This is a genomic window from Streptococcus sp. Marseille-Q8145, from assembly GCF_965112035.1.
On sequence record NZ_CBCOPQ010000003.1, the window covers coordinates 282,700 to 304,757 of the forward strand.

A 22,058-nucleotide genomic window follows, 5' to 3' on the forward strand; every position below is an offset into this window, starting at 1 on the left:
ATGGAAAGGATAAAACATGAATTTAGAAGAACTCAAGACAAGACGAGATGAACTCATTGAAGATAATGAGTGGATGGATAATTTGATTAAGGAAAAAGAGGAAGAGTTGTGGGAATTAAAAGTAAGAGGTATTGCAGCTTCAGAGTTGGCTCGCTCCGCCATGCAGTCTGCTCTACGGTCAGCTGGTATTGTTGACACCTTCTATGGTCCATACCATCCTAGTAAAGATGAACAGGGAGAGAAGGCATGACACGTTTAGGCAGTGAATTTTTAAAGGCTTTAGATAGCTACGAAAGGCCAGTTTTAGGGTATATGACACTGAGACAGTTAGTGCTACTATTTGGTATCGCATTGACAGTAGTTGTCACTACCATCCTCTATTGGCTGAAGGCACCCGATACTATTCTTTATGGCGTTGATATTTTGTTATTAGCGCCTTTTGTTATTTTCGGGTGTTATTTCGATGAGAAAATTAAAGATAATATCCGTTTCTTGTTAACCAAGCAGGAACGATCTTATCAGACAGATTATAACAGAAAGGAATACACAAGAAATGAATTTATTCGGCCGAAAGAAAACCCCGAAACTCTCTAAGGAGGAACGGGAACGAGCCAAACGTTTGAGACGTACCATGACGGCCTCTACACAGAACAGCCTTAATTATCAATGGCTGACACCTGATGGACTTATGAAAATTACAAATGATCAATTTTCAAAGACCTATCGCCTAGGTGATACAAGCTATATTACTGCAACAGATGATGAGCGAATTGATATCATTGAGACAAATGCTGATATTTTTAACTCGCTGGATATTGATAATGATATGCAGCTATTGATCCTGAATCGTAGGGTAGAAAGCAATAGCTTATCTTCTATCCGCTATGGTTTGGTTGGAGATGGATATGACGATTATCGTAAAGAATACAATGCGATGATCAATGATCGGTTCTCTCAGGAACAAAATACCTTCAAGGTAGAAAAATATCTTACGATTACAACCCAAACAGACCAGGATCATCAAGCTAGAAGAATCCTCGATGATACAGCCAGCGTTATTGAAAGTCAGTACAGTGGCTTAGGAATCTCCTTTAAGGAGTTAGAGGGATTAGATCGTCTTCTTATCTTCCGAAAACTCTTGAGACGAGAAGGTTTTATTGATTTTAACTATGAAGACATCGCTATTTCTGGATTATCCACCAGGGACTTTGTAGCTCCGAACTATCTGAGGTTTGAAAAAGATCACATGAAAATTGATGATTGTTTCGCAAGGGTGATGTATGTTAGACAATATCCTACCTTCTTGAATGACAAACTGATTAAGAATATCCTGGATACAGGAATTGAACTGGCTATCAGTCTGCATGCGAAGCCCTATGATACTGCAGATGCCCTGAAGAAAATCAAGACAGTTAAGTCAAGTGTACGTAGGGAAATGATCAAAAGTCAGAAGGCTGCAGCAAAAGAAGGTTATGGAAGTGACCTTGCTGTTGGTGGGAAGGCTGTGGAGACATCTCGTGAAACAGAGAAATGGACTGAAGAACTCCAGGACAATGACCAAAAAATGTTTTCAGGTGTGATGACGATTTTCTTCATGGCTGACAGTCTGGAGGAGTTGAATATCTACACTGAGCAGGTTCAACGATCTGTCCGTAAGAATACGGTAGAACTGGATAAGTGTTACTTGTACCAGGAAGAATCCTTGAATACGATTCTACCGATTGGAATTCCATTTATCAACGTAAAGCGCCGTTTTATGAGAGATATGACTACCAGTAACTTGGCCACACAAGTCCCATTTACCAACGTAGATCTTCGATCTAACAGTCCACGTGCAATTTATTATGGCCAGAATCAGCTATCTAAGAACGCTATCACAGTTGACCGCAAGAAAGACTTGAACACAGGTTCAGGTTGTATCTTTGGGACTTCAGGATCAGGAAAGTCTGTTCTTGCTAAAGGTGGAGAGATAATTCCTACAACTCTACGTTACCCTGAAGATAATATTATTATCGTCGATGCTGAAGATGAGTACACTGGTATTGGCCGAGAATTGGGTGCAGAAATTATCACAATCGCTCCTGGAACGCAACATCACTTTAACTTGTTGGATCTTCCTGATAAGGATAAACTGCAGGCAGAAGATAGTGACCCGATTGGCCAAAAATCAAACCTCTTATCAACCTTGTTTGAAAATATATTCTCTGAGGTATCAGACGATGAATTTGCGATGATTGACCGTGTAACGAGAAAGACCTATGAGGAATTTGAAAAACCAACATTTAAGGATTGGCAATCAGTTTTAGAACGACAACCTGAAGATGTGGCCAAGGAGTTGGCGCTGAAGGCTGAACCTTATACGGTTGGATCAAATGATATTTTCGCACATCCTACAAATGTCAATATGAATAGTCGCTTTATTATCTTCAATCTCAAGCAGTTGAGTGGTAAATTGAAGCCATTTGCCCTCCTGGTGATTCAGGACTTCATCTGGAATCAGGTAGTCAATAATCAAGGAAAAGCTATTACATGGTTGTACTTTGATGAGTTGCAGCTATACTTCAAAAATAAACTGCAAGCAACCTTCTTTACAGAGCTATACTCACGTATTCGTAAGTACGGGGCTATTCCAACAGGGATTACCCAGAACCCAGAGACTGTTTTATCTACAGAGGAAGGTAGAAAGCTAGTCGCAAACTGTGAGTTTCTAGCCCTCCTGAAGCTGAAGCGGACAGACCTAGAAGCCCTGGAGCAGGTAATTCCTCTTACACCTTCACTGGAGCGATTTGTTTTGCGACCAAAAGCAAAAGGTACTGGTTTGATCGTGGCTGGAGATACGATTGTTCCATTTGAAAATCCTATCCCTAAAGATACCAAACTGTATCAATTGGTAGCGACAGATAGTTAAAAAATAGAAAGAGAGGTGATTTCTTTTGTTTGAAAGTGATCCCAAACAATTAAACCAGGAGCGTAAGAGGAGAATCAAAGAAGGATCATCCCTCAATAATAAAAAAGCTCCTAAAGAAGCACGTTTAGACTCAAAAGTTGCATTTAAAGAAGCTAAGAAGAATTATCGCTTAGCGAACAAAGATTATAAATTACACAAAGGACCTCAAGCAACAGCTAGAGGTCTTTTCTTTAAGCAACAACGTGATCGAGCAAAGTTGGAAAAACAAATTGCCACAACGCTCTATAAACGAGCTAAAAAGGTTGATGACAGTTATATCCCTAACCGCCTGAAGAAACGTGCAAAACAAAGTGCCCGAATGAAAGTGAGACACGACGTTGAGAAGACAGTCAGAGATAATGAGATTCTTGGAGACTGGATTCAGGCTAGGCAAAACATTCGTCAATTTAAGTACCAGGTAAACACCTCTAAAAGAGCGTTAAATGCTGTAGGAAAGTTATCCAAGTATTCAATCAAGCACAGCTATGGACAGCTCAATAGAAGCTATAATTTCATCAGAGGGCGAGGGTATACTCGAACACCAAAAGAGTTCTCCTGGGAAGGAAAACTCAGCAAAAAGATGAAACAGGCTAGAAAACGTCTAGCTCGTTCAAAATTTGGGAAGGTATCAAGAGGGACAGGAAAGGTTTCGAAGGTTGCGACAAAGCCCCTGCGTTCCATCCTATCCAATCCATTAGCAGTTAAATCCTATTTCTTGATGTTCCTCATCTTTGCTGTTTTAGGGATATTTATGGGCATATTTGGAGGCGGTGGTCCTGTCCAACAAAATGAATTTGACCTGAATAAGTCCTGGCTTCAGATCAGTAAACGAGATCGAGAGAAGTCCAATGATAAGGTAGACTATTGGACAAACATCGATGATATGATCTTTTTCATGAACTATCGCTACGGCAGTGAGTGGAAACCAGAAAGTAATTGGAATGAGGGAACTGGTGGAGAATGGGCTGGGACATTAGGTTTCAATCACTATTCGGATGCCTTGAATGATCTTTGGAATCATTTGAATGATGATCCTCATAATTTGAAAAAGATGGCTGATTTATATGGCTCCTCGTCAGACCTCAAGTGGGCTAAGTTGAGTGATAGCGAGTTAGAAGAGTATAAAGAGCTAGAGGAGTTGACTAAAGAGGTTGGTCGATACCCTTCTTATCAAGAATTAGCTAACCCCTTTTACCAGGAGGATGACCCTTCTTATCAAGCTCCTCTAGTTATCCTGAAGCGGTTTGGTTATACCTCTAAGAGTGAAATCTATGAGAAAACACAACTAAAAGCTTCAACAGGGCAAGCTATAAGAGCTCCTCTTGAGGGTAAAGTCAGTGTGACAGATGATACGACTGTATCAATCAAAACAGGTAAAGCCATCTTTACTTATGAAGATGTAGGAAATATCCGTGTTTCTGATGGTGATCAGGTTAAAGCTGGAGACGAGGTTGGGAAGGTAACGTCAAATGGTTACCAGGTCATTCAGTATCAAAAATTGGAGGAAAAAGAGTCAAAGGATAAGAAAGAAAAGTGGACATCAGTCAATCCAGGATTTTACTTTCAATCTGTCACCTACAATCAGACAACCTCAGTCATTACTACACTTGATGGTGATTTAGGACAAAAATCACGAGCGATAAGAGACTACTTGAAGCAAAAGGTACCAAGGCTAACAGATAATGGTTTGGCAGCCATGCTTGGGAACTTTGCAACTGAAAGTAATATCAATCCTAAACGTGCTGAAGGAGATTATCTTAGCCCGCCAGTAGGGGCTGATTCTTCCTCCTGGGATGATGAGTCTTGGTTGGCTATAGGAGGACCTGCCATTTATGATGGAAGATATCCAAATATTCTTCATCGAGGTTTAGGATTAGGTCAGTGGACAGATACAGCAGATGGTTCCACTAGACACACTCTATTATTGAATTACGCTAAAAGCAAGGATAAAAAGTGGTATGATCTGGAACTGCAGCTGGAGTTTATGTTGGAGGGAGATAGTCCCTATTATGTCACTGAATTGACATCAATTCTGACTAGCACAGAAGACGTAGCAACACTTACAGAGCGTTTTTTGGTCAACTGGGAAGGAAATTCTGGAGACAAGGTCCTAGAGCGCCAAAACAAGGCTAAACAAATCCATGCATTTCTTACACAACAAGTTCGAGGAGGTGGAGCGTTAGCGTCTTCCTGGAATTTCCCTGCAGAGTATCAGTCGAAAGTGGATCACCCCCCTACACAGGCTTCTATGACTACACAACAAGGAAGTGGCTACCCAGTTGGTCAATGTACTTGGTATGCCTATAACCGTTTAGTTGAACTAGGAACGATTACGGACTTATCAGGAACTTATGGTTACCTTGGCAATGGTCAGGATTGGGTAACAAACCTAGTCGCAAAAGGATGGCGATATAGTACGTCTCCAACGAAAGGAGCCGTTGTATCAGTTCTAGGTGGATTTGGTGGGACACCAGGGGGATACGGGCATGTTGCGATTGTGGAAGCTGTGAACCCAGACGGTTCATTCCTAGTTTCGGAATGTAATATCCAAGGTGTACAGGATAAGGTCCATTTTCGTGTTCTCTATCCAGCTTACTACTATACATTTGCGACACCGAATTAAAAAAGAAAGAAGGTAAATCATGAAAATGATAGATATGGAGAAATTGAAACTCCTTAAAATAGGAGGGATCCTTATAGGAGTTGTGTTAGTTCTAGGACTCGTATTCTGGATTGGAGCAGCAACCTCAGCGCAAAATAAAGCTAAACAGGAAGCTGAAACTACGCAACAAGAAACCAAAGCAGAGGGAAGCGAACTAACGCAAGAATATGTAAAGGAATTTTTGACGGCTTACTTCAATAAGCAGGATCTTGGAGAAAATAGAAATCGCTATTTGCCCTATATGACAGAAGCTGCTTACAATCAGGAAGTGAACTCTGAAGAAGAACCAACGGTACAAACCTATAAGGGCTATGTAGTGGATACACAGATGAAGTCTTCTACCATCTACATCGATCAAGAAAATAATGTTGTCCTAGCTCAAGTGAGATACACTCAGACACAGTTACAGAAGAAGTATGATTATACTAACGCCCAAACAAACGTAGGATCTTCAAGAACCATACGGATTCGCTTCAGCAAGCAAGATGGGAAATACCTGGTAAATCATATTGACCCCATTTTGATTGTGGACAGCTTGAACGCCAGCGAAAAGGCGAGTATTCCATCATTAAACAAACCAATCACTAACCAAACACAAAGTACAGAAGGGAAAAAGGAACAATGACAAAATTAGAAACTTTGGAAAAACAAAAACAGAAAGCGGAAGACCGCTTAGCTGACTATATGACCAAGGCCAAGAGGGAAGAAGAGAAGCTGCAGCAGCTAGAAACTCAAATCATTCTGGCCAAGCATGAGGAACGATCAAACTACTTGGCCAAACATAATTTAACCTGGGCTGATATTGAAACAGCTCTTGCTGAAGGAAAATTGAAAGGAGCTGAAAAAGATGTACCGTTTAACCAATCTGACACAAAACATGACCACAACGTATAAAAATCGGGACCTTGTGTATCAAGCGCTGGAGCGAGAAAATGCTAAGGTTAAACACCAGGAGGCAGAGGCCGTTTTATTGGTAGAGGAACTGGATAAAAAGAATGTAGTGGTGTACCAAGAAGAAATCTATTTGCCGTTTGAAGGGATCGCAGATAGCCTCTTCCTGAAACCTGGTATGTTGAATAACAAGGAGGCTACAGTAAAAGAATCAAAAACCTCACTCTTTAAGCGCCAGGCTAAAACAAAACGTGGAGCACAGATTCCTGAAGGAAAAGTAGAAGTTCCTTCCTTGAAACATGAAACTCCCAAACCTCCAACCTCTTCTAAACGCTCTTTTTGGGTGTATTTAGGAAGAGTTCTGGTGTTGTTTGGTCTAGTAGGAAGTCTGACACTTGCTGGTTTATCATTTACGCTAGTTTACCATCAAGAAAAGCAACTCTCGGCCGTATCCAAGGAACTTTCAAATCTAAAAACCATTCATTCAAAAACAGGGGAACTAGATGCCTTTTCACGTTACTTTTTGCCAGCCCTTTACTCTGATAAAGGGAAAATGGCTGATTTCGTAGCTCCTCAATTAACGATAGATAGACAAGCAGGCCAACTGCAGTCTGTGATTTTGGAATCTAGCTTGATTGTTGATGAAGCAACTTATCAGCTAACCTATGTAGTGGCCGTGAAAGACGGTGAGAACAGAAGTCAGAAACGCTTGGTAGTTACTGTGAAGGAAGAACCTTCAGCGCCTTACGGATTCCAGGTTATTGCTAAGCCAGAACTATCCAATTATCCAAAATAAAGGAGGTCTTACATGGATCAAGAAAAAGTCAGTCATTCTCTGGCTTTAAAAGGAAAAGTTACCCTGGAGATGACGATACAAGCTCTGTATGCCCTCGCAAAAGCCCATTATGACAAGAAACAACATAAGGAGGCAAATCGAACTTTTGAAGGGGAGACACGTTTTAATGACTTTATGGCCACAAAATCAAAAAAAGATGTCGAGAAGTTATTAAATAGTGAAGTTCACTTAGCTAAGTTGAAGCATTACCTGGAAGAGTATAAGGTAGGTTTTACCTATCATCAAAAAGATGATACAACCTATCTCTTCTTTGAAACAAAAAATCGTCCCCTGGTAGAAAAGGCTCTCAAAGATATGTTGGCAGACATCACGAAAAACCCAGAAAAATTGGAAGAATTTGCGAAAAAGGTGCTGAAGAAACCACATGAAATGACTCCTGAAGATAAAATCAATTACTATAATACAAATAAGGTCTATAAAGGAATGATGCCAGTTGTTACGAAGGAGATTGGGAAGGAGAAGACACGATGATTAGAAAACCTATATGGCCCTACCTGGTGGTGGGGCTATTTTCATTTGTTATTTTCCAGTCCTTTTACCATTACTACCAACTTTCGACTGCAGCAGTACCTTTCATGGGAATGTTGCGACTTCGTTGGTTGCTAGAACACTGGGAACGCTTCTCTTTTGGTATTTTCTTTGATTCAGGAGCCTTATATGCAGGGTTGATTGGATTTGGTCTCCCAATGCTTGTCTATGCTTCTATGGATAAGAATTTATATCGTCAGGGAGAAGAACAAGGTAGTGCTCGTTTTGCGACTTTGAAGGAAATGAGACGTTTTGAAGATGTTGATTTTGAGAAGAATATGATTTTTTCAAAACAGGTCAAAATGGGGTTATTTAACTTTCGCTTAGCTTACAATGTGCAACTCAACAAAAATGTGATTGTTATCGGTCTTCCAGGAGACGGTAAAACCTTTACGTTTGTATTGCCAAATTTAATGCAGATGAACTCAAATTTTGTGGTGACGGATCCCAAAGGAAATCTGGTACACGAAGTTGGGAAGATGCTTGAGAAGGCAGGCTATGCTGTTAAAATTTTTGATTTGATTCGTCTCAAGAATTCAGATCGGTTTAACCCTTTTCATTACATGAAGTCTGAGCTAGATATTGATCGTATCTCTGAAGCGATTACTGAGGGAACGAAGAAGAGTGAATATACTGGAGAAGACTTCTGGGTTCAAGCAGAGTTAATGCTGCAACGTGCATTGATTGGTTATCTCTATTTTGACTCGAAGGATCCTGAAACTGGAGTCCAGTTATATATGCCAAACTTGGGTCACGTTGCGGATCTATTAAGAAATATATATCGAGAGGATCCAGATGTCCCAAGTCCTGTTGAGCAGATGTTTGAAGAATTGAACGAACACCAGCCTAACAACTATGCTTATAAGCAGTGGAAACTATTCCAAAACTTTAAAGGCGAAACAAGAAATAGCGTGGTTGCCATTTTGTCTTCTCGCTATTCTATTTTTGACCATGAAGATGTACGAAACTTGATCAGTGAAGATACCATGGAAATGGATACCTGGAATACGAAAAAGACAGCTGTTTTTATTGCTATTCCTGAAACCAATAACGCCTTTAATTTTCTTTCTTCAATCTTGTTTGCGATTGGTTTTGAGGTTCTCACACATAAGGCTGATGATATCTTGCAAGGTAAAGTACCTGGCTACAGTAGAAAAAATCTTCGCCACATTCAGTTTATCTTCGATGAGTTTGCGCAAATTGGCCGTATTCCAAACTTCGCCCAGGTTCTATCTTCGATTCGTAGTCGTGAGATGTCTATTAAGATTATCATTCAAGCTGTCAATCAGCTAGAATCACTTTATAAAAGTGATTGGAAGACGATCTTTAATAACTGTGCCACTCACCTATTTTTAGGAACCAATGACAAGGATACGATGGAATACTATTCTACAAGGTCAGGTAAGCAGACTATACGCACTCGATCCACTTCAAAATCGCATAGTTATCGGAACGGATCCTCAAGTGAAAATAAACAAATTCAAGGCCGCCCCCTTCTAACTCCAGATGAAGTCGCAAGAATTGGGGTTGAAGAAGGATTGGTCTTTATTTCTAAACAAAATGTCTTCAGAGATAAAAAAGCAAGTGTCTATGATCATCCTCGAAAAGATGAGATTGCAAGTTCTCCTGAAGATAAAGAAAACTGGTACGAATATACTCGAAAAGGGACAGATATCGATGGCTTGATTTTATATGCCAACGATTTGACTCCGCAACTAAAAGAGTTATTTGTGGCCTAACATATAGAAAGGAAAATAGGATGGAAACACCAAAAATACAATTAGGATACCTGGAGAGTATCTCACAAGTTTTAGCACTAAAGCCAGAAAATTTAGCTACAGAACGTTATGCTATTTGGCAACTACTTAAACAGGCAGATGAGGAGACTTTTTATCAATTAGCTCCTCATCTTTTTGTGACAACGAATCAGGAAGATCCATTAGTTGTTAGTGAACTAGATGCAACTCCTGAAGGTTATCTTTTATTCAAGGAATTGGTCGAGGAGGAAACAGGATGGTTTTAACAAAAGCACAGGCAAAATCGCTGGATATTTTAGAAGTAGCTCGTAGCCTAGGAATGGAAATGAAGCGAAAGTCACATCGAGAGTATTATTGGGCTGAACATGACTCATTTAAGATCGATACGGTCAAGAATACCTGGCATTGGTATTCTCAAGACCTCTTTGGTGATACCATCAATCTCGTGCAACAAATGCAAAATGTCAGCTATAAAGATGCTATGGTATTCTTAGAGACAGGTTCCTTTCCTGAAGCAAAACCAGTAGAGGAAGAGCGAAAACCTTTCAACTATACACTAGCGCCTTACGAACAACCATTTGTGGAGGCGAGAGCCTATCTCAAGGAGATTAGAGATCTCTCTGATGATACAATCGACTTCTTCCTTGAGAAGGGAGTATTAGCCCAAGCTAAACGTAAGGATAAAGATGGTGTTATAGAAGATGTCTTAGTTTTTAAATACTTAGACAGAAATCAGCAACTGGTAGGTGCGAGCCTTCAGGGACTTGTTCCTGATCAAGAACGTCATCTAGGTAAGGGCTACTTGAAACAAATCATGTATCAATCAGAGGCTATCAGTGGCTTAAACGTTTCTATAGGCTCTCCTGAGCGTTTAATTGTGACAGAGGCACCAATTGACCTTATGAGCTATTATGAGCTTCATAAGGGCGAATTAAACGATGTTCGACTGGTTGCGATGGAAGGATTGAAAGAGGGAGTATTATCCCACTATGTTCTTGAAATTTTACAGGATCTAGGGGCGATTGCGATGGATGAAAGGGATTATACCAAGTCTAGCGAACTAACACGTACCTCGAGATTCTTATCTGTTGCAGCAGAAACCTCTACACTTTTCCAAGATCACAAATACGATGATCTCATCACGCTGGCAGTTGATCACGATAAAGCAGGTACAGACTTTATTACCAAACTACGGGAGAAGAAAATCCCAGTTATCGATGCAAGACCTCCTAAAGGGAATGGTCAAGACAAGATGGATTGGAATGAGTATTTACAAACGTCAAAAGCGGCCGAAAAACAAATGGCAGAAGAAAATAGTCATAAGGAGTTTCAGGCTCCTTTTTTTAGTACAGAAATATTAGATAAATATGTTGAGGAAGTTGCTCAACATTATACAGAGGATATTGAAACAGCAGAGTACCTCTTTCCAGATGGTCGCCTCGTTAGTTCTTGGGACTATGGAATGAGAGGAGATGACCATAGAGCCATTCGGAACTACTTCGATGTAATGGGGCGACCAGAGTTAGATATTTTGAATGACCATCCAAAGGGGTTCTGGAATTTGGTTCATAATGGTATAGGAGCCGTTCGTCTCGTACCAGAGACCCAGACGGCTTTACTCTTAGAAGGTCAAGTGCTAACCACTATCCAGAAAGAAATACTTCAAAGCAGTTCATTAAAGACAGAGGTATATCAAGAAGGTCAAGCGATTACCGCAACTTATCTGAAAAGACTTGGAGTTTCGTCAGAAGAAAAGGACATTGATGAAGCTAGTCAAAAATCTCTGGAACCTTTTTCAGATACACAAAAAGAACATATTCGTGAGTTTTTCAAAACAAGAATTTCAGATGTTAAGACTGACTATATCTATTTGCCTAATGGTCAAGAAGATATAGCTTACTATCTAGACGGGTATTTATTTGCGAATCACTATGCGGAATTGGATATGCTATCCCCATCAAAGCAAGTAGATGCCTTAATGAACCGACTAGTTTCTGAGGATGGACAAAAAGTTGATCATGTGGCTTTAGGATTTGATATTGAGCGGATTGACCAAAAATTTCTTGAAGAAAATCTTGGATATAATCCAGATACTCCTATTGAGGACTATCGTTATTCAGAAAAAAATATTGATCGTGTGGCAGAAAAAGAGGAGCAAGAGTTCCGAACAAAATTTGATAGACGCTCATTTGCGGAGACGATAGGTCTCATGCAAAAATACAGTCCTGAAGAGGTCTTAAATGAATCCAATAGCTATCACGATGACGTACGTTATCAATCGTTGCTCATTGACCTTGGGAAAGTTAATACGGATCCGATGTATCGCTTCATTGAACACTATATAAACCGTGATATTGACAGAGAAGCCTTGAGTCAATTTTCTGTTCAGGATTTTATTACCATCGCTCAAGAAAAAGGTCTACTGAACGAAGAGCCTTCAGTCAAACCGTGGAAAGCCATCACAGTTACTCAGCCAGTTAACAGTTATACTGTTTTTACTGATAAACTCTCAAAAGAGTTTGACAATGTTTCAGATCTATACCAATTTGTAAATAAAAAACTGAAGCGTTCGCAACGTCGAGAACTGTCTTCTCTGTTGTCCGAATCTGGCCGAGGAACACCGTTAGATACCCTGATGGCAATTGATTCTGTAGCAAATGTAGAAGTGAATGGGCAGAGTATCCTAAGCCTTTTTCCTAATGATATTAACGAAGAAGCCACAGAAATTTACCTTAGATCATCTGCCGAAATTGAAGAAACAACTAATGTCGCTCAAGCTGAAAAAGAAAAAGCTCCTGACCGAAGTCAAGAGCCATCTAGCAATGCGGGCGATTCACATCGCAATCCCGATTCTTTAGGAGACTTGTCTCCAGGGGCAGCATCGAAGCCCGTTGTGGACGAACCACAACCTGATTTTCCTGTCATTGCTCACTTAAATTTTACCACTAAAGAGGAGAGAATGTCAACCATAAAGCCAGGTTATCATGTCATTACCAATGGAGAATTGAATAGGCTGAATAAATTTGCGCCGGGCTTACAAGCAACTGCTCAATGGTATTTAAAAGAGTTGTCAGGAAGTACCATATCATATTTGTATAAAGACGGAGAGACGTTAGGTAAATTGAGTGTCCAGTTTTCTGATGAGAACTTTGCGCATTTAACTGGTATCTCTCCAAAAGGTATTGAGATGAGACAAGTGGTTTATGATTTTGCACAGGGAGTTGGTGACTATGGCAATATTCAAGTTTCCCATGCTATCAAGGATAAATCAATGGTTCTTCCGCTATTACCAGACATCCTATCGTCTCAATCCTTTGTGTTTAATGATTTATCGGAAGTTGAAAAATTCAATCGTATTGATTTATCTCAGGCTATTAAAACAAATGATGAGGATTTATTACTTGCCATTAGAGATGTTGATGGAGTCGGTATCCCCGCTTCAGTGATGCGAATGAAGGAAAAATTATCCGAAAGCCTCAAGGGGAAAGAAAACATTGTTCTTGCAGTTTATCGTCAGCGTGATGGGAAACTTGACCAAATGTCTATCAATGAAGAGTATGTGAAAGATGGAGGAAAACGTTTTGAAGACATTCTAAAAAATGATGAGTTTAGTCGTTATCAGGAAGACCTTTACAAAGAGGAAACGGAGCAACTTTCTTTTAAACGGGATTCAGATGGTGATGGTATTTCAGATGAGGAGGATCTAAAACAAGGAACGAATCCTTATGATTTTAGATCAACGCCCACCTCTAAACCAGCAGAAGAAAATGAGCTTGAACCTGAAGAAATGCAACTTTCTGCTGGAAGTGTGGCTGTCGCAGACTTGATTAAAAATAAAGATATTGCAGGCCTTAATCAACACCTCAAGGAAGGGATTAAAGCTTATCTAAATTCGGATCATTATAAAGAATTTCTCACCAAGATGAGTCAGTTTAATCAATACTCCAGTCGAAACTTACGTTTGATTTTAGCACAGAAACCAGATGTCTCTTACCTTGCTCCTTATAATACGTGGAGAAAATTTGAACGTCATGTCAAACGAGGGGAAAAGGCATTGAGTGTCATTATTCCAGTAACCTATGTAAAGAAAGATCAACAGGGACAACCCATCTTAGATAAGAATGGCAAACCTGAAACAGGAATGACTTTCCGCCTAAAACCAACAACCTTTGATGTTTCTCAAACAGAAGGAAAAGAGATGCCAAAGGCTGCCGAAGTGAAAGAACAGTTAACGGATTTAGATTATGCCAATCTCTATCGTGCTCTTATGAGTATTGCTAAAACTAATGATGTGTCTGTACGGTTTGAAGAGATGGCAGGAGAAACAAAAGGTTATTACAGCCCAGCCGAACATCAAATTGTTTTACGCAGTCATGATATGAATAAGTCACAACTTATTAAGACCTTCATCCATGAAATAGCTCATTCAGAATTACATCATTCTAATAATCCACAAAGAGAACAACTGACCAGAAGCAACGCTGAACTGCAAGCAGAAAGTGTCGCTTATGTCGTTGCTTCTTACTACGGTATTGATACGTCTGATTATTCCTTCGACTACCTAGCGGGTTGGTCAAAGGATAAAGAGACCTTAGCTGACTTGGAAGCACAATTGGATATTGTCCAACAAGAGGCCAAAAGTTTAATGGTTCGGATGGATCAAGAATTAGAACAGCTGCGACTAATCCAACAACGACAAAGTAAGCAGCACTTTGAACAAAAACTTCAAAAATTTAAAGACCAAAGTAAGCAGGCTGCAGAAGAGCATAAGCAAGAAATGAACCAGGAAGCCCAGTCAAAAAAAGAAGAGGGGCTCTCGAAATGACCGAACGAGATTCAAACAAATCCCCTAAGGTCAAACTAAAAACAACCCTACCACAAGGAGGACAACAATCATGAATACAACACAAGAAAATCAATTCATTCTTCTTCTATCCGACTACGTTCCTATTATGGATGGAGATATCATCAAAGGAATTTCTCCTGAAGCAAATGAACTGACTCGTCAAAAACTGATAGAGAACTTGAATGAAGAATTAGAAAACTTTTCAGAAATGGAACCTTTGCTTTTAGAATGGTATGAGAAAAATGTCAGCCTGCTAGAAACGATTTCTGATCAAGAATTTCAATCAGCTCTTGCTGAAAAAATTATGATAACGGAAGTTCAAATAGGACATTCACTCTTTGAGCCGCTCACCCCTGCACAGCTAGATAAACTTGCAGAAAAATTCTCTATTCATCGGAAAGACCTTCAAGGAGCAGATGAAAAAGCAGTAGAATTTGAAACTCAATCTCAGTCTATTTTAAAGAATTTTTTCAAGGGCTTTCGCCAGAAATAAACGCTTGATTAAAAAGTGCTCGCTCTTAAAGTGAGAGGGATAAGGGGCTTGGGGATTTCCCCAAAACTGAAAAAGTCAAGAAGGAAAACTGCAAAGTTGACCTTCTTTGACCTTTTTTAATATCGCAAATGGATATCCATTTGCTAAGCTTGCCACAAGGAAGTCAGGGGCGGATGTCTGCCCAGAAAATGGCAGAGATTCTGAAAGAAAGAGGATAAAGAATAATGCAGAAACGAGAAAATAGGAAACGCTATATACAAAAATTGATACGACTAACACCAGAGGAAGATCGTCAAGTTAAAACGGCGATGGCCCAAATGGGAGTTCCATCTTTTCAATACTATGCGAAGAATCAACTGGTACAAGGAAAGGTGGTGCAAATTGATTTTTCTGAATTGAAAGACCTTCGAGTTGCCATCAATCGAGTAGGTACGAACATCAACCAAATTGCCAAACATGCTAACGAAAATCAAGAGGTCACGTCGGAGGAAGTGGCACAAGTCATTGACTATCTCTCTGAGTTGAAAGAGATGGTAGCTGTCAAACTTTCTAGTGCGGAGAAGAAAAGTTTACAGGAACGAAAAGTGAAAACAATAAGGACGTATGACGAATGGTAGTAATCAAAACACCCAAACAAATTAAAACTCCTTCCAATTTAAAAATAGCTGTACGATATATTCTGAATGAAGCGAAGACTCTTGTATCAGGAACTGCAGAAAGCGATTTTGATTTTCCTCTTGTCTATCATGATGGTGAATTTCAAATGAAGCTAGTATCTGGTAATGGGATTTCAGATTATAGCGTAGCAGATGAAGAAATGGTCATGACAAAATTGACTGCAGCCTTTAAAAAAGGAGATGATGACTTGAAAGAATTATCTTCAGGAAAACAAGTATTGGCTCATCACATTATCCAGTCTTTTTCTCCAGATGATAACTTGACCCCTGAGCAAGTTCATGAAATTGGCCGTCAAACGATGTTAGAATTGACAGGTGGAAATTATGAGTTTGTGATTGCAACACACACGGATAAAGATCATCTTCATAATCACATCATACTCAATACCACCAATACCTCAACGCTCAAGAAATTTCGTTGGGAAAAGAAAACCCTGAAAAATTTGAGAGCCATTTCGGACAAACATGCGGCGCGGTATGGCGCTAAAATTATTGAGCCTACTATGAAAAATTCTTATACAAAGTATTCTGCTTGGCGGAGACAAAATAATTATCGGTTTGAAATCAAGGAACGTCTGGATTTTCTTCTGAAGCACTCTCTTTCGTTGGAAGATTTTAAATATAAAGCAGCTGCGCTTGATCTTCAGGTTGATTTCTCTGGTAAATTTGTTAAGTATAAATTACTTGATCAGCCTCAACAAAGAAATGTCCGAGATGATACATTATCGAAGAAAGGACTCTATTCTCTTGAAAAAATAAAAGAGAGAATTTCTAAGAATCAGTTAGTTTTTGATGTGGAGGAATTGAAAGAACAATATCAAGAATCAAAAGAAAAAACGGCAAATGATTTTGAATTGAAATTGGAAGTGGAATCCTGGCAGGTCGAGCAAGAAAGCAAGCAAGGCATTTACGTGCAGATGGATATGGGAGCTTTAAATAGTGGTACAATTTTAATACCTTCTCATAAAGTTGATAAAAATGAGTATGGAAATTATACCATCTATATCAAAGAGAAAGACTATTTTTATTTTCTCAATCCTGATCAATCTCAAAAAAATAGGTACATGATGGGCTTGACTGTCGCAAGGCAATTGGCCAAACAAAATGGAGAAACACTTGTAACTAAAAACGCTCAAATTTCCTCTATGCGTGAACTGATTAAGGAATATAATTTCTTAGTCGAGCACGGCGTGACAGATGGAACACAATTTCAACATTTGGAGAAGCGCTTTAATGAAAAGATAGAGGCTACCCAGGAGGAATTAAGACAGCTAGATGCTCGTCTTGGACGTTATCATAAAATTGAAGGAGCACTTTTAGCCATCCAGCAATCTCCAGAAAATAGTCTTGCGGCGGTACAACTATTGGATGATTTAGGAGTTCCAAAAGATGTGGGGCTGGAAGATGTCAGTCAACTGATCAAACAATTCCAAATTGAAAAAGGAGCCTTACAAGAGTTCTTTGACGATACTCTAAAACATTACACAGATTATAGAGATATTAAGGAGCACGTGCGTAGTCGTGAAGAGAAAGTTGACCGACGATTTGAGGATGAAAAAGTCTTGTAGAAGTTTCTGATGTTTTCAATCTAGTCATGATTTCAGTACAATAGAAAGTATGTTTAGATTTGATGAAAAAGAATTTGTCGTAGAACTAGATCGCAAACGTGAGCAGCAATTCTTGAAGCGAGTAAGAGATTATGACGAGCAGATAGCTCCCTACATGAGACTGAAGGGGTATAAACGGATAGACAGTACAGAGAGGACAGTTGTCTTTACATTTGGAGAGATGACCTTTTCTAGGAGTCGCTGGCGAAAGGGAAAGAGAAGCTGTTATCCCGTAGATGAGTGGCTAGGTCTAGAAAAGTATATGCGTTATTCTCCTGAGTTGATTTTTCACATGGCAAAACACGCTTCCGTTTTATCCTACCGTGAAGTTTGTCGAACCGTTAAGATGGCTTATCGCCTGGAGATAACAAAGGATGCTGTGTTGAAGTCTGTAAAAATGGCAGGCAGACTCTTTTCAGAGAGGGAACGCTATCGGCTTTTTAGAGGTGATGAGCAACCGAAAAAAATCCAGGCAGATAAAATCTACCTGGAGGGAGATGGTGTGCTCGTCAAGACAACATCAAGCAATGATGAACGACACAATACAGACTTAGCCCATTTTCTGATTCATACGGGAGCGAAGAAGATTGGAAATAATCGGTATGTACTCGAGAATAAGCATGAAATTATCCATACAAGCCATGAGCAAGCAAAGGAAGAATTGATAGACTATCTCTACAATCATTTTGAAATATCTGATCGAACTCTTCTTATCACTAACTCGGACAATGGTAAAGGATATACTCGAAGAGTATTTCAAGAAATCAAGAAAGCTCTACGGATTAAACGTCATGAGCATTTCTGGGATGCTTATCATGTCAATGAAGAATTAAAAAGATACCTGAAGCCGTACCCCTCTACACTACTTGATCTGGCTTTTAAGGCTATCCAGACACATCAGAGAAGCCTTCTTCAGACCGTACTAGATACAGTAGAGTCTCTTATAGAAAGTCAGGAGGCTTTTGATAGCTTTTACAATTTCCGTAAAAAATTATTGAGAAATTTTGGGGATACCAGACCACCGAAACTTAGAGGGTTGTCCTCTCATGGTATTGGGGTAATGGAGAGTCAACACAGAAAGGTCACCTACCGCATGAAACATCGAGGGATGTATTGGTCTATTGAAGGAGCTTGTACTATGGCTAGGATGATACTCCTTGAACGAATTGGTCAGCTATATGAACTGTTTTTCGGGGATTGGCGGAATGAGTATGAGGAGTATAGGGCGAGTCGTTTAGGAGCAGGATTTCTTGTTGACCACCGTCCCCATGGAGCCGTCATACGAAAACGAGGACGTAAGCGAAAGTAAGGAAAAGGTAAAGAAAAGCCTCTAAAAAATGCAATTTTAGAGGTCTTTTTGCCATGCTTTTTAGACAAAACAGTTGCTTTTTTGCCTAATATGTGTTACAATAATAGAGTAAATAAAAAACGAAAAAGGTGTAGAAGCAGCAACTCCTACACCACCGATTAAGACAAAACAACACTTTGCTTAATCAGTCAAACAATATTGTAGCATAAATAGTGCAATATAGTCAAGGGCTGGGGTAAAGTGAGGAACTTTTTCCAGTTTTTTTGTCTGAAAAATCTCGCTTTCTTATTGAGTTATAAGGATATTTGATTGTTCCCAAAAATTTAGACACAAACAAAAGCAAAAGAGAGGGTTTACATTCACATTTTGATGTGCTATAATGAGACTATAAATTGAATAGGGTGAGCGTTACTAAGTTGGATTAGGCGTGACCGCAAATGAATTGGAAGAGGCAAGTGCTCTTGTGTTTTTCCGTTTGTTTGCGGTCATTTTTATTTCACGAAGGCTCAAGAATGATAAGGAGGGAACTATGTATCGAATGATACTTCCTATGAACAACAATGTTGCTCTAGCAAAACATGAAAATGGTGAAGAGGTTGTTCTGATTGGTAGTGGGATAGCATTCAATAAGAAAAAGGGCGATCCTGTTCTGGAAAGTAAGATTGAGAAAGTCTTTCGTCTGAGAACGGAAGAATCCAAGGAAAACTTTGTGGCCTTGCTCAAAGATGTGCCACTGGATTTTATCACAGTGACTTACGATGTGATTGACACGCTTTCTAAGAAATACCATTACCCAGTCCAGGAGTATATCTATGTCACGCTGACAGACCATATCTACTGTTCTTATCAAGCGCTCCAGCAGGGACGGTACAAGAGTAGTGATCTGCCAGATGCTTCAGATAAATATCCCACTCCTTATCAAATTGCTCAAGAAGCAGTAGCTATTTATCGGGAACGACTCTTAGAAGCATTTCCAGACGATGAAATAAACAGAATCGCCTATCACTTTATCAATGCAGAAGGGGTCTCCAGTCCAGCAGGGCAAGGTCATTTAGATCAGCGGAAGGAAATTCTAGCGGCTGTAGAAGAAGAGCTGAGAAAGCAGGGAATTAAAAGAACATCGGAGAATAGCAACTTCTATGACCGATTTATGATTCATCTCAATTACTTCTTAGATTACTTAGACAGAAGCCGAGATGATAATGTTTCACTGTTAGAAATGGAAAGTCAGATTAAACTGACCTATCCCAAAGCTTATCAAATCGGAAGTAGTCTTTATGAGATTATTGCCCAGAAAACTGGAATAGACTTGTATCATAGTGAGCGAGTTTATCTGGTCTTACATATTCAACGATTATTATAAGGAACATTAAAAGGAGGATCTATCATGAATAGAGAAGAAGTAACATTACTTGGTTTTGAAATCGTAGCCTACGCAGGTGACGCCCGCTCCAAGTTGCTGGAAGCACTAAATGCAGCTCAGGCTGGAGAATTTGACCGCGCAGAAAGTTTGGTGGAAGAAGCCAATGCTTGTATTGTCGAAGCGCACCATGCTCAGACCAGCCTTTTGACCAAAGAAGCTGCTGGTGAGGACTTGGCCTATAGCGTGACCATGATGCACGGCCAAGACCACCTGATGACAACCTTGTTGCTTAAGGATTTGATGAAACACATGATTGAACTATATAAAAGAGGAGTAAAATAATGAACAAACTCATCGGACTTATTGAGAAAGGGAAGCCTTTCTTTGAGAAGATTTCTCGGAATATCTATCTCCGTGCTATTCGGGATGGCTTTATCGCTGGTATGCCAGTCATCCTTTTCTCATCTATCTTTATCTTGATTGCCTATGTGCCAAATGCTTGGGGTTTCCACTGGTCTAAGGATATTGAAACTTTCTTAATGACCCCTTATAGCTATTCGATGGGGATTCTGGCTTTCTTTGTGGGTGGGACCACTGCAAAGGCTTTGACAGACTCTGTCAATCGCAGCCTGCCTGCGACAAATCAGATTAACTTCTTGTCTACTATGCTGGCTTCCATGGTTGGCTTCCTCCTCATGGCCGCTGAGCCTGCTAAGGATGGTGGTTTTCTGACAGCCTTTATGGGAACAAAAGGTCTTTTGACAGCTTTCATCGCAGCCTTTGTGACGGTTAATGTCTACAAGGTTTGTGTAAAAAATAATGTCACCATCCGCATGCCAGAAGAAGTTCCACCAAATATTTCCCAAGTATTTAAAGACTTGATTCCATTTACTGTTTCAGTCGTTCTGCTCTACGGTTTGGAACTGCTTGTTAAAGCAAGTCTGGGAGTAACCGTTGCTGAATCCATAGGAACGCTTCTTGCTCCTCTCTTCTCAGCGGCAGATGGCTATCTGGGAATCACGCTTATCTTTGGTGCTTACGCTTTCTTCTGGTTCGTGGGAATTCATGGTCCGTCTATTGTTGAGCCTGCCATTGCTGCCATTACTTATGCCAATATCGATGCCAACTTGGCCTTGCTTCAAGCTGGTCAACATGCGGATAAGGTCATCACTTCTGGTACTCAAATGTTCATCGTTACTATGGGTGGTACTGGTGCGACCTTGATTGTTCCTTTCCTCTTCATGTGGATCTGTAAGTCTGAGCGTAACCGTGCGATTGGACGAGCATCTGTTGTCCCAACTTTCTTTGGTGTTAATGAACCTATTCTCTTTGGTGCACCAATCGTACTCAATCCGATTTTCTTTATTCCATTTATCTTTGCGCCTATCGCAAACGTATGGATTTTCAAATTCTTTGTTGATACCTTAAACATGAACTCCTTCTCAGCCAACCTTCCTTGGGTAACACCTGGACCTCTGGGAATTGTGCTGGGTACCAACTTCCAGCTTCTGTCCTTTGTTCTTGCAGCTCTTCTTGTCGTAGTGGATGTGATTATTTACTATCCATTTGTCAAGGTTTATGATGAACAAATCTTAGAAGAAGAACGTTCTGGCAAATCTAATGATGCTCTTAAAGAAAAAGTAGCAGCTAACTTTAATACTGCTAAAGCGGACGCTATCCTTGAAAAAGCAGGTGTGGATGAAGAAGCTCCAGCGCAAAACAATATTAGCGAAGAAACCAATGTTCTGGTGCTCTGTGCAGGCGGTGGGACTAGCGGATTGCTGGCTAACGCTTTGAATAAAGCAGCAGCTGAATACAATGTTCCTGTCAAAGCAGCAGCGGGTGGCTACGGTGCTCACCGTGAAATGCTGCCTGAGTTTGACCTGGTTATCCTGGCTCCTCAAGTTGCCTCCAACTTTGAAGATATGAAGGCCGAAACTGATAAATTGGGTATCAAACTGGCTAAGACAGAAGGTGCCCAATACATCAAACTAACCCGTGATGGTAAAGGAGCTCTGGCCTTCGTTCAGGAGCAATTCAACAACTAATTTGTTAGTTCATTTGAGGTGAAGCAAAGTTCAATTCCCCTGTTACTTACCTATTTACTCACTTGTTTCACCTC

At 40.0% G+C, this 22,058-nt stretch carries 18 protein-coding genes; all 18 read left to right on the forward strand.

Translation table 11 applies throughout. The features are described from left to right. Window positions 1-16: 16 nt before the first annotated feature. The 18 genes from ACWPVL_RS07715 to ACWPVL_RS07800 all read left to right on the forward strand — a co-directional run bounded on the left by ACWPVL_RS07715 (window position 17) and on the right by ACWPVL_RS07800 (window position 21,984). Window positions 17-250: a hypothetical protein gene (locus ACWPVL_RS07715; RefSeq protein WP_061909476.1), complete on the forward strand. Its 234-nt coding sequence runs from the start codon at window positions 17-19 to the stop codon at window positions 248-250. Continuing rightward, on the forward strand, window positions 247-594 hold the full coding sequence (locus tag ACWPVL_RS07720; protein WP_454388049.1) for a PrgI family protein: 348 nt from the start codon (window positions 247-249) through the stop codon (window positions 592-594). The genes ACWPVL_RS07715 and ACWPVL_RS07720 overlap by 4 nt, the downstream gene beginning before the upstream one ends. Then, window positions 554-2,908 carry a VirB4-like conjugal transfer ATPase, CD1110 family gene (locus tag ACWPVL_RS07725; protein ID WP_454388051.1) on the forward strand — a complete coding sequence of 785 codons (2,355 nt, stop codon included), beginning with the start codon at window positions 554-556 and terminating at the stop codon, window positions 2,906-2,908. The genes ACWPVL_RS07720 and ACWPVL_RS07725 overlap by 41 nt, the downstream gene beginning before the upstream one ends. A gap of 25 nt (window positions 2,909-2,933) precedes the next feature. Then, a complete protein-coding gene (locus tag ACWPVL_RS07730; RefSeq protein WP_454388053.1) occupies window positions 2,934-5,570 on the forward strand; it encodes a phage tail tip lysozyme in 2,637 nt (878 codons plus the stop codon). Window positions 5,571-5,589: 19 nt separating this feature from the next. Beyond that, window positions 5,590-6,234 carry a hypothetical protein gene (locus ACWPVL_RS07735; protein WP_454388055.1) on the forward strand — a complete coding sequence of 215 codons (645 nt, stop codon included), beginning with the start codon at window positions 5,590-5,592 and terminating at the stop codon, window positions 6,232-6,234. Continuing rightward, complete coding sequence (locus tag ACWPVL_RS07740; RefSeq protein WP_454388057.1) at window positions 6,231-6,503, forward strand: type III restriction endonuclease; 273 nt, start codon at window positions 6,231-6,233, stop codon at window positions 6,501-6,503. Before ACWPVL_RS07735 ends, ACWPVL_RS07740 begins: the two co-directional genes overlap by 4 nt. Then, a complete protein-coding gene (locus ACWPVL_RS07745; RefSeq protein ID WP_454388059.1) occupies window positions 6,457-7,296 on the forward strand; it encodes a hypothetical protein in 840 nt (279 codons plus the stop codon). The genes ACWPVL_RS07740 and ACWPVL_RS07745 overlap by 47 nt, the downstream gene beginning before the upstream one ends. A 12-nt stretch (window positions 7,297-7,308) precedes the next feature. Next, the gene (locus ACWPVL_RS07750; protein WP_454388061.1) at window positions 7,309-7,827 is read left to right on the forward strand and encodes a hypothetical protein; all 519 of its coding nucleotides are present in this window, start codon (window positions 7,309-7,311) and stop codon (window positions 7,825-7,827) included. Then, window positions 7,824-9,623 carry a VirD4-like conjugal transfer protein, CD1115 family gene (locus ACWPVL_RS07755; protein ID WP_454388063.1) on the forward strand — a complete coding sequence of 600 codons (1,800 nt, stop codon included), beginning with the start codon at window positions 7,824-7,826 and terminating at the stop codon, window positions 9,621-9,623. The genes ACWPVL_RS07750 and ACWPVL_RS07755 overlap by 4 nt, the downstream gene beginning before the upstream one ends. 20 nt (window positions 9,624-9,643) lie before the next feature. After that, on the forward strand, window positions 9,644-9,907 hold the full coding sequence (locus tag ACWPVL_RS07760) for a hypothetical protein (RefSeq protein WP_454388065.1): 264 nt from the start codon (window positions 9,644-9,646) through the stop codon (window positions 9,905-9,907). Beyond that, window positions 9,898-14,466, forward strand: coding sequence for a PBECR4 domain-containing protein (locus ACWPVL_RS07765; RefSeq protein ID WP_454388067.1), 4,569 nt, complete (start codon window positions 9,898-9,900; stop codon window positions 14,464-14,466). The genes ACWPVL_RS07760 and ACWPVL_RS07765 overlap by 10 nt, the downstream gene beginning before the upstream one ends. A gap of 70 nt (window positions 14,467-14,536) precedes the next feature. Next, on the forward strand, window positions 14,537-14,980 hold the full coding sequence (locus ACWPVL_RS07770; protein WP_454388069.1) for a hypothetical protein: 444 nt from the start codon (window positions 14,537-14,539) through the stop codon (window positions 14,978-14,980). A gap of 224 nt (window positions 14,981-15,204) precedes the next feature. Further along, window positions 15,205-15,597: a plasmid mobilization protein gene (locus tag ACWPVL_RS07775; RefSeq protein ID WP_454388071.1), complete on the forward strand. Its 393-nt coding sequence runs from the start codon at window positions 15,205-15,207 to the stop codon at window positions 15,595-15,597. Then, a complete protein-coding gene (locus ACWPVL_RS07780) occupies window positions 15,591-17,225 on the forward strand; it encodes a relaxase/mobilization nuclease domain-containing protein (protein WP_454388073.1) in 1,635 nt (544 codons plus the stop codon). Before ACWPVL_RS07775 ends, ACWPVL_RS07780 begins: the two co-directional genes overlap by 7 nt. Before the next feature lie 49 nt (window positions 17,226-17,274). Continuing rightward, window positions 17,275-18,573: an ISLre2 family transposase gene (locus ACWPVL_RS07785; protein WP_454388075.1), complete on the forward strand. Its 1,299-nt coding sequence runs from the start codon at window positions 17,275-17,277 to the stop codon at window positions 18,571-18,573. A 529-nt stretch (window positions 18,574-19,102) separates the two neighbouring features. Beyond that, the gene (locus tag ACWPVL_RS07790; RefSeq protein ID WP_454388077.1) at window positions 19,103-19,936 is read left to right on the forward strand and encodes a PRD domain-containing protein; all 834 of its coding nucleotides are present in this window, start codon (window positions 19,103-19,105) and stop codon (window positions 19,934-19,936) included. A 24-nt stretch (window positions 19,937-19,960) separates the two neighbouring features. After that, a complete protein-coding gene (lacF, locus tag ACWPVL_RS07795) occupies window positions 19,961-20,278 on the forward strand; it encodes a PTS lactose transporter subunit IIA (protein ID WP_125371058.1) in 318 nt (105 codons plus the stop codon). Further along, on the forward strand, window positions 20,278-21,984 hold the full coding sequence (locus ACWPVL_RS07800; protein WP_454388079.1) for a lactose-specific PTS transporter subunit EIIC: 1,707 nt from the start codon (window positions 20,278-20,280) through the stop codon (window positions 21,982-21,984). Before lacF ends, ACWPVL_RS07800 begins: the two co-directional genes overlap by 1 nt. Window positions 21,985-22,058 lie beyond the last annotated feature (74 nt).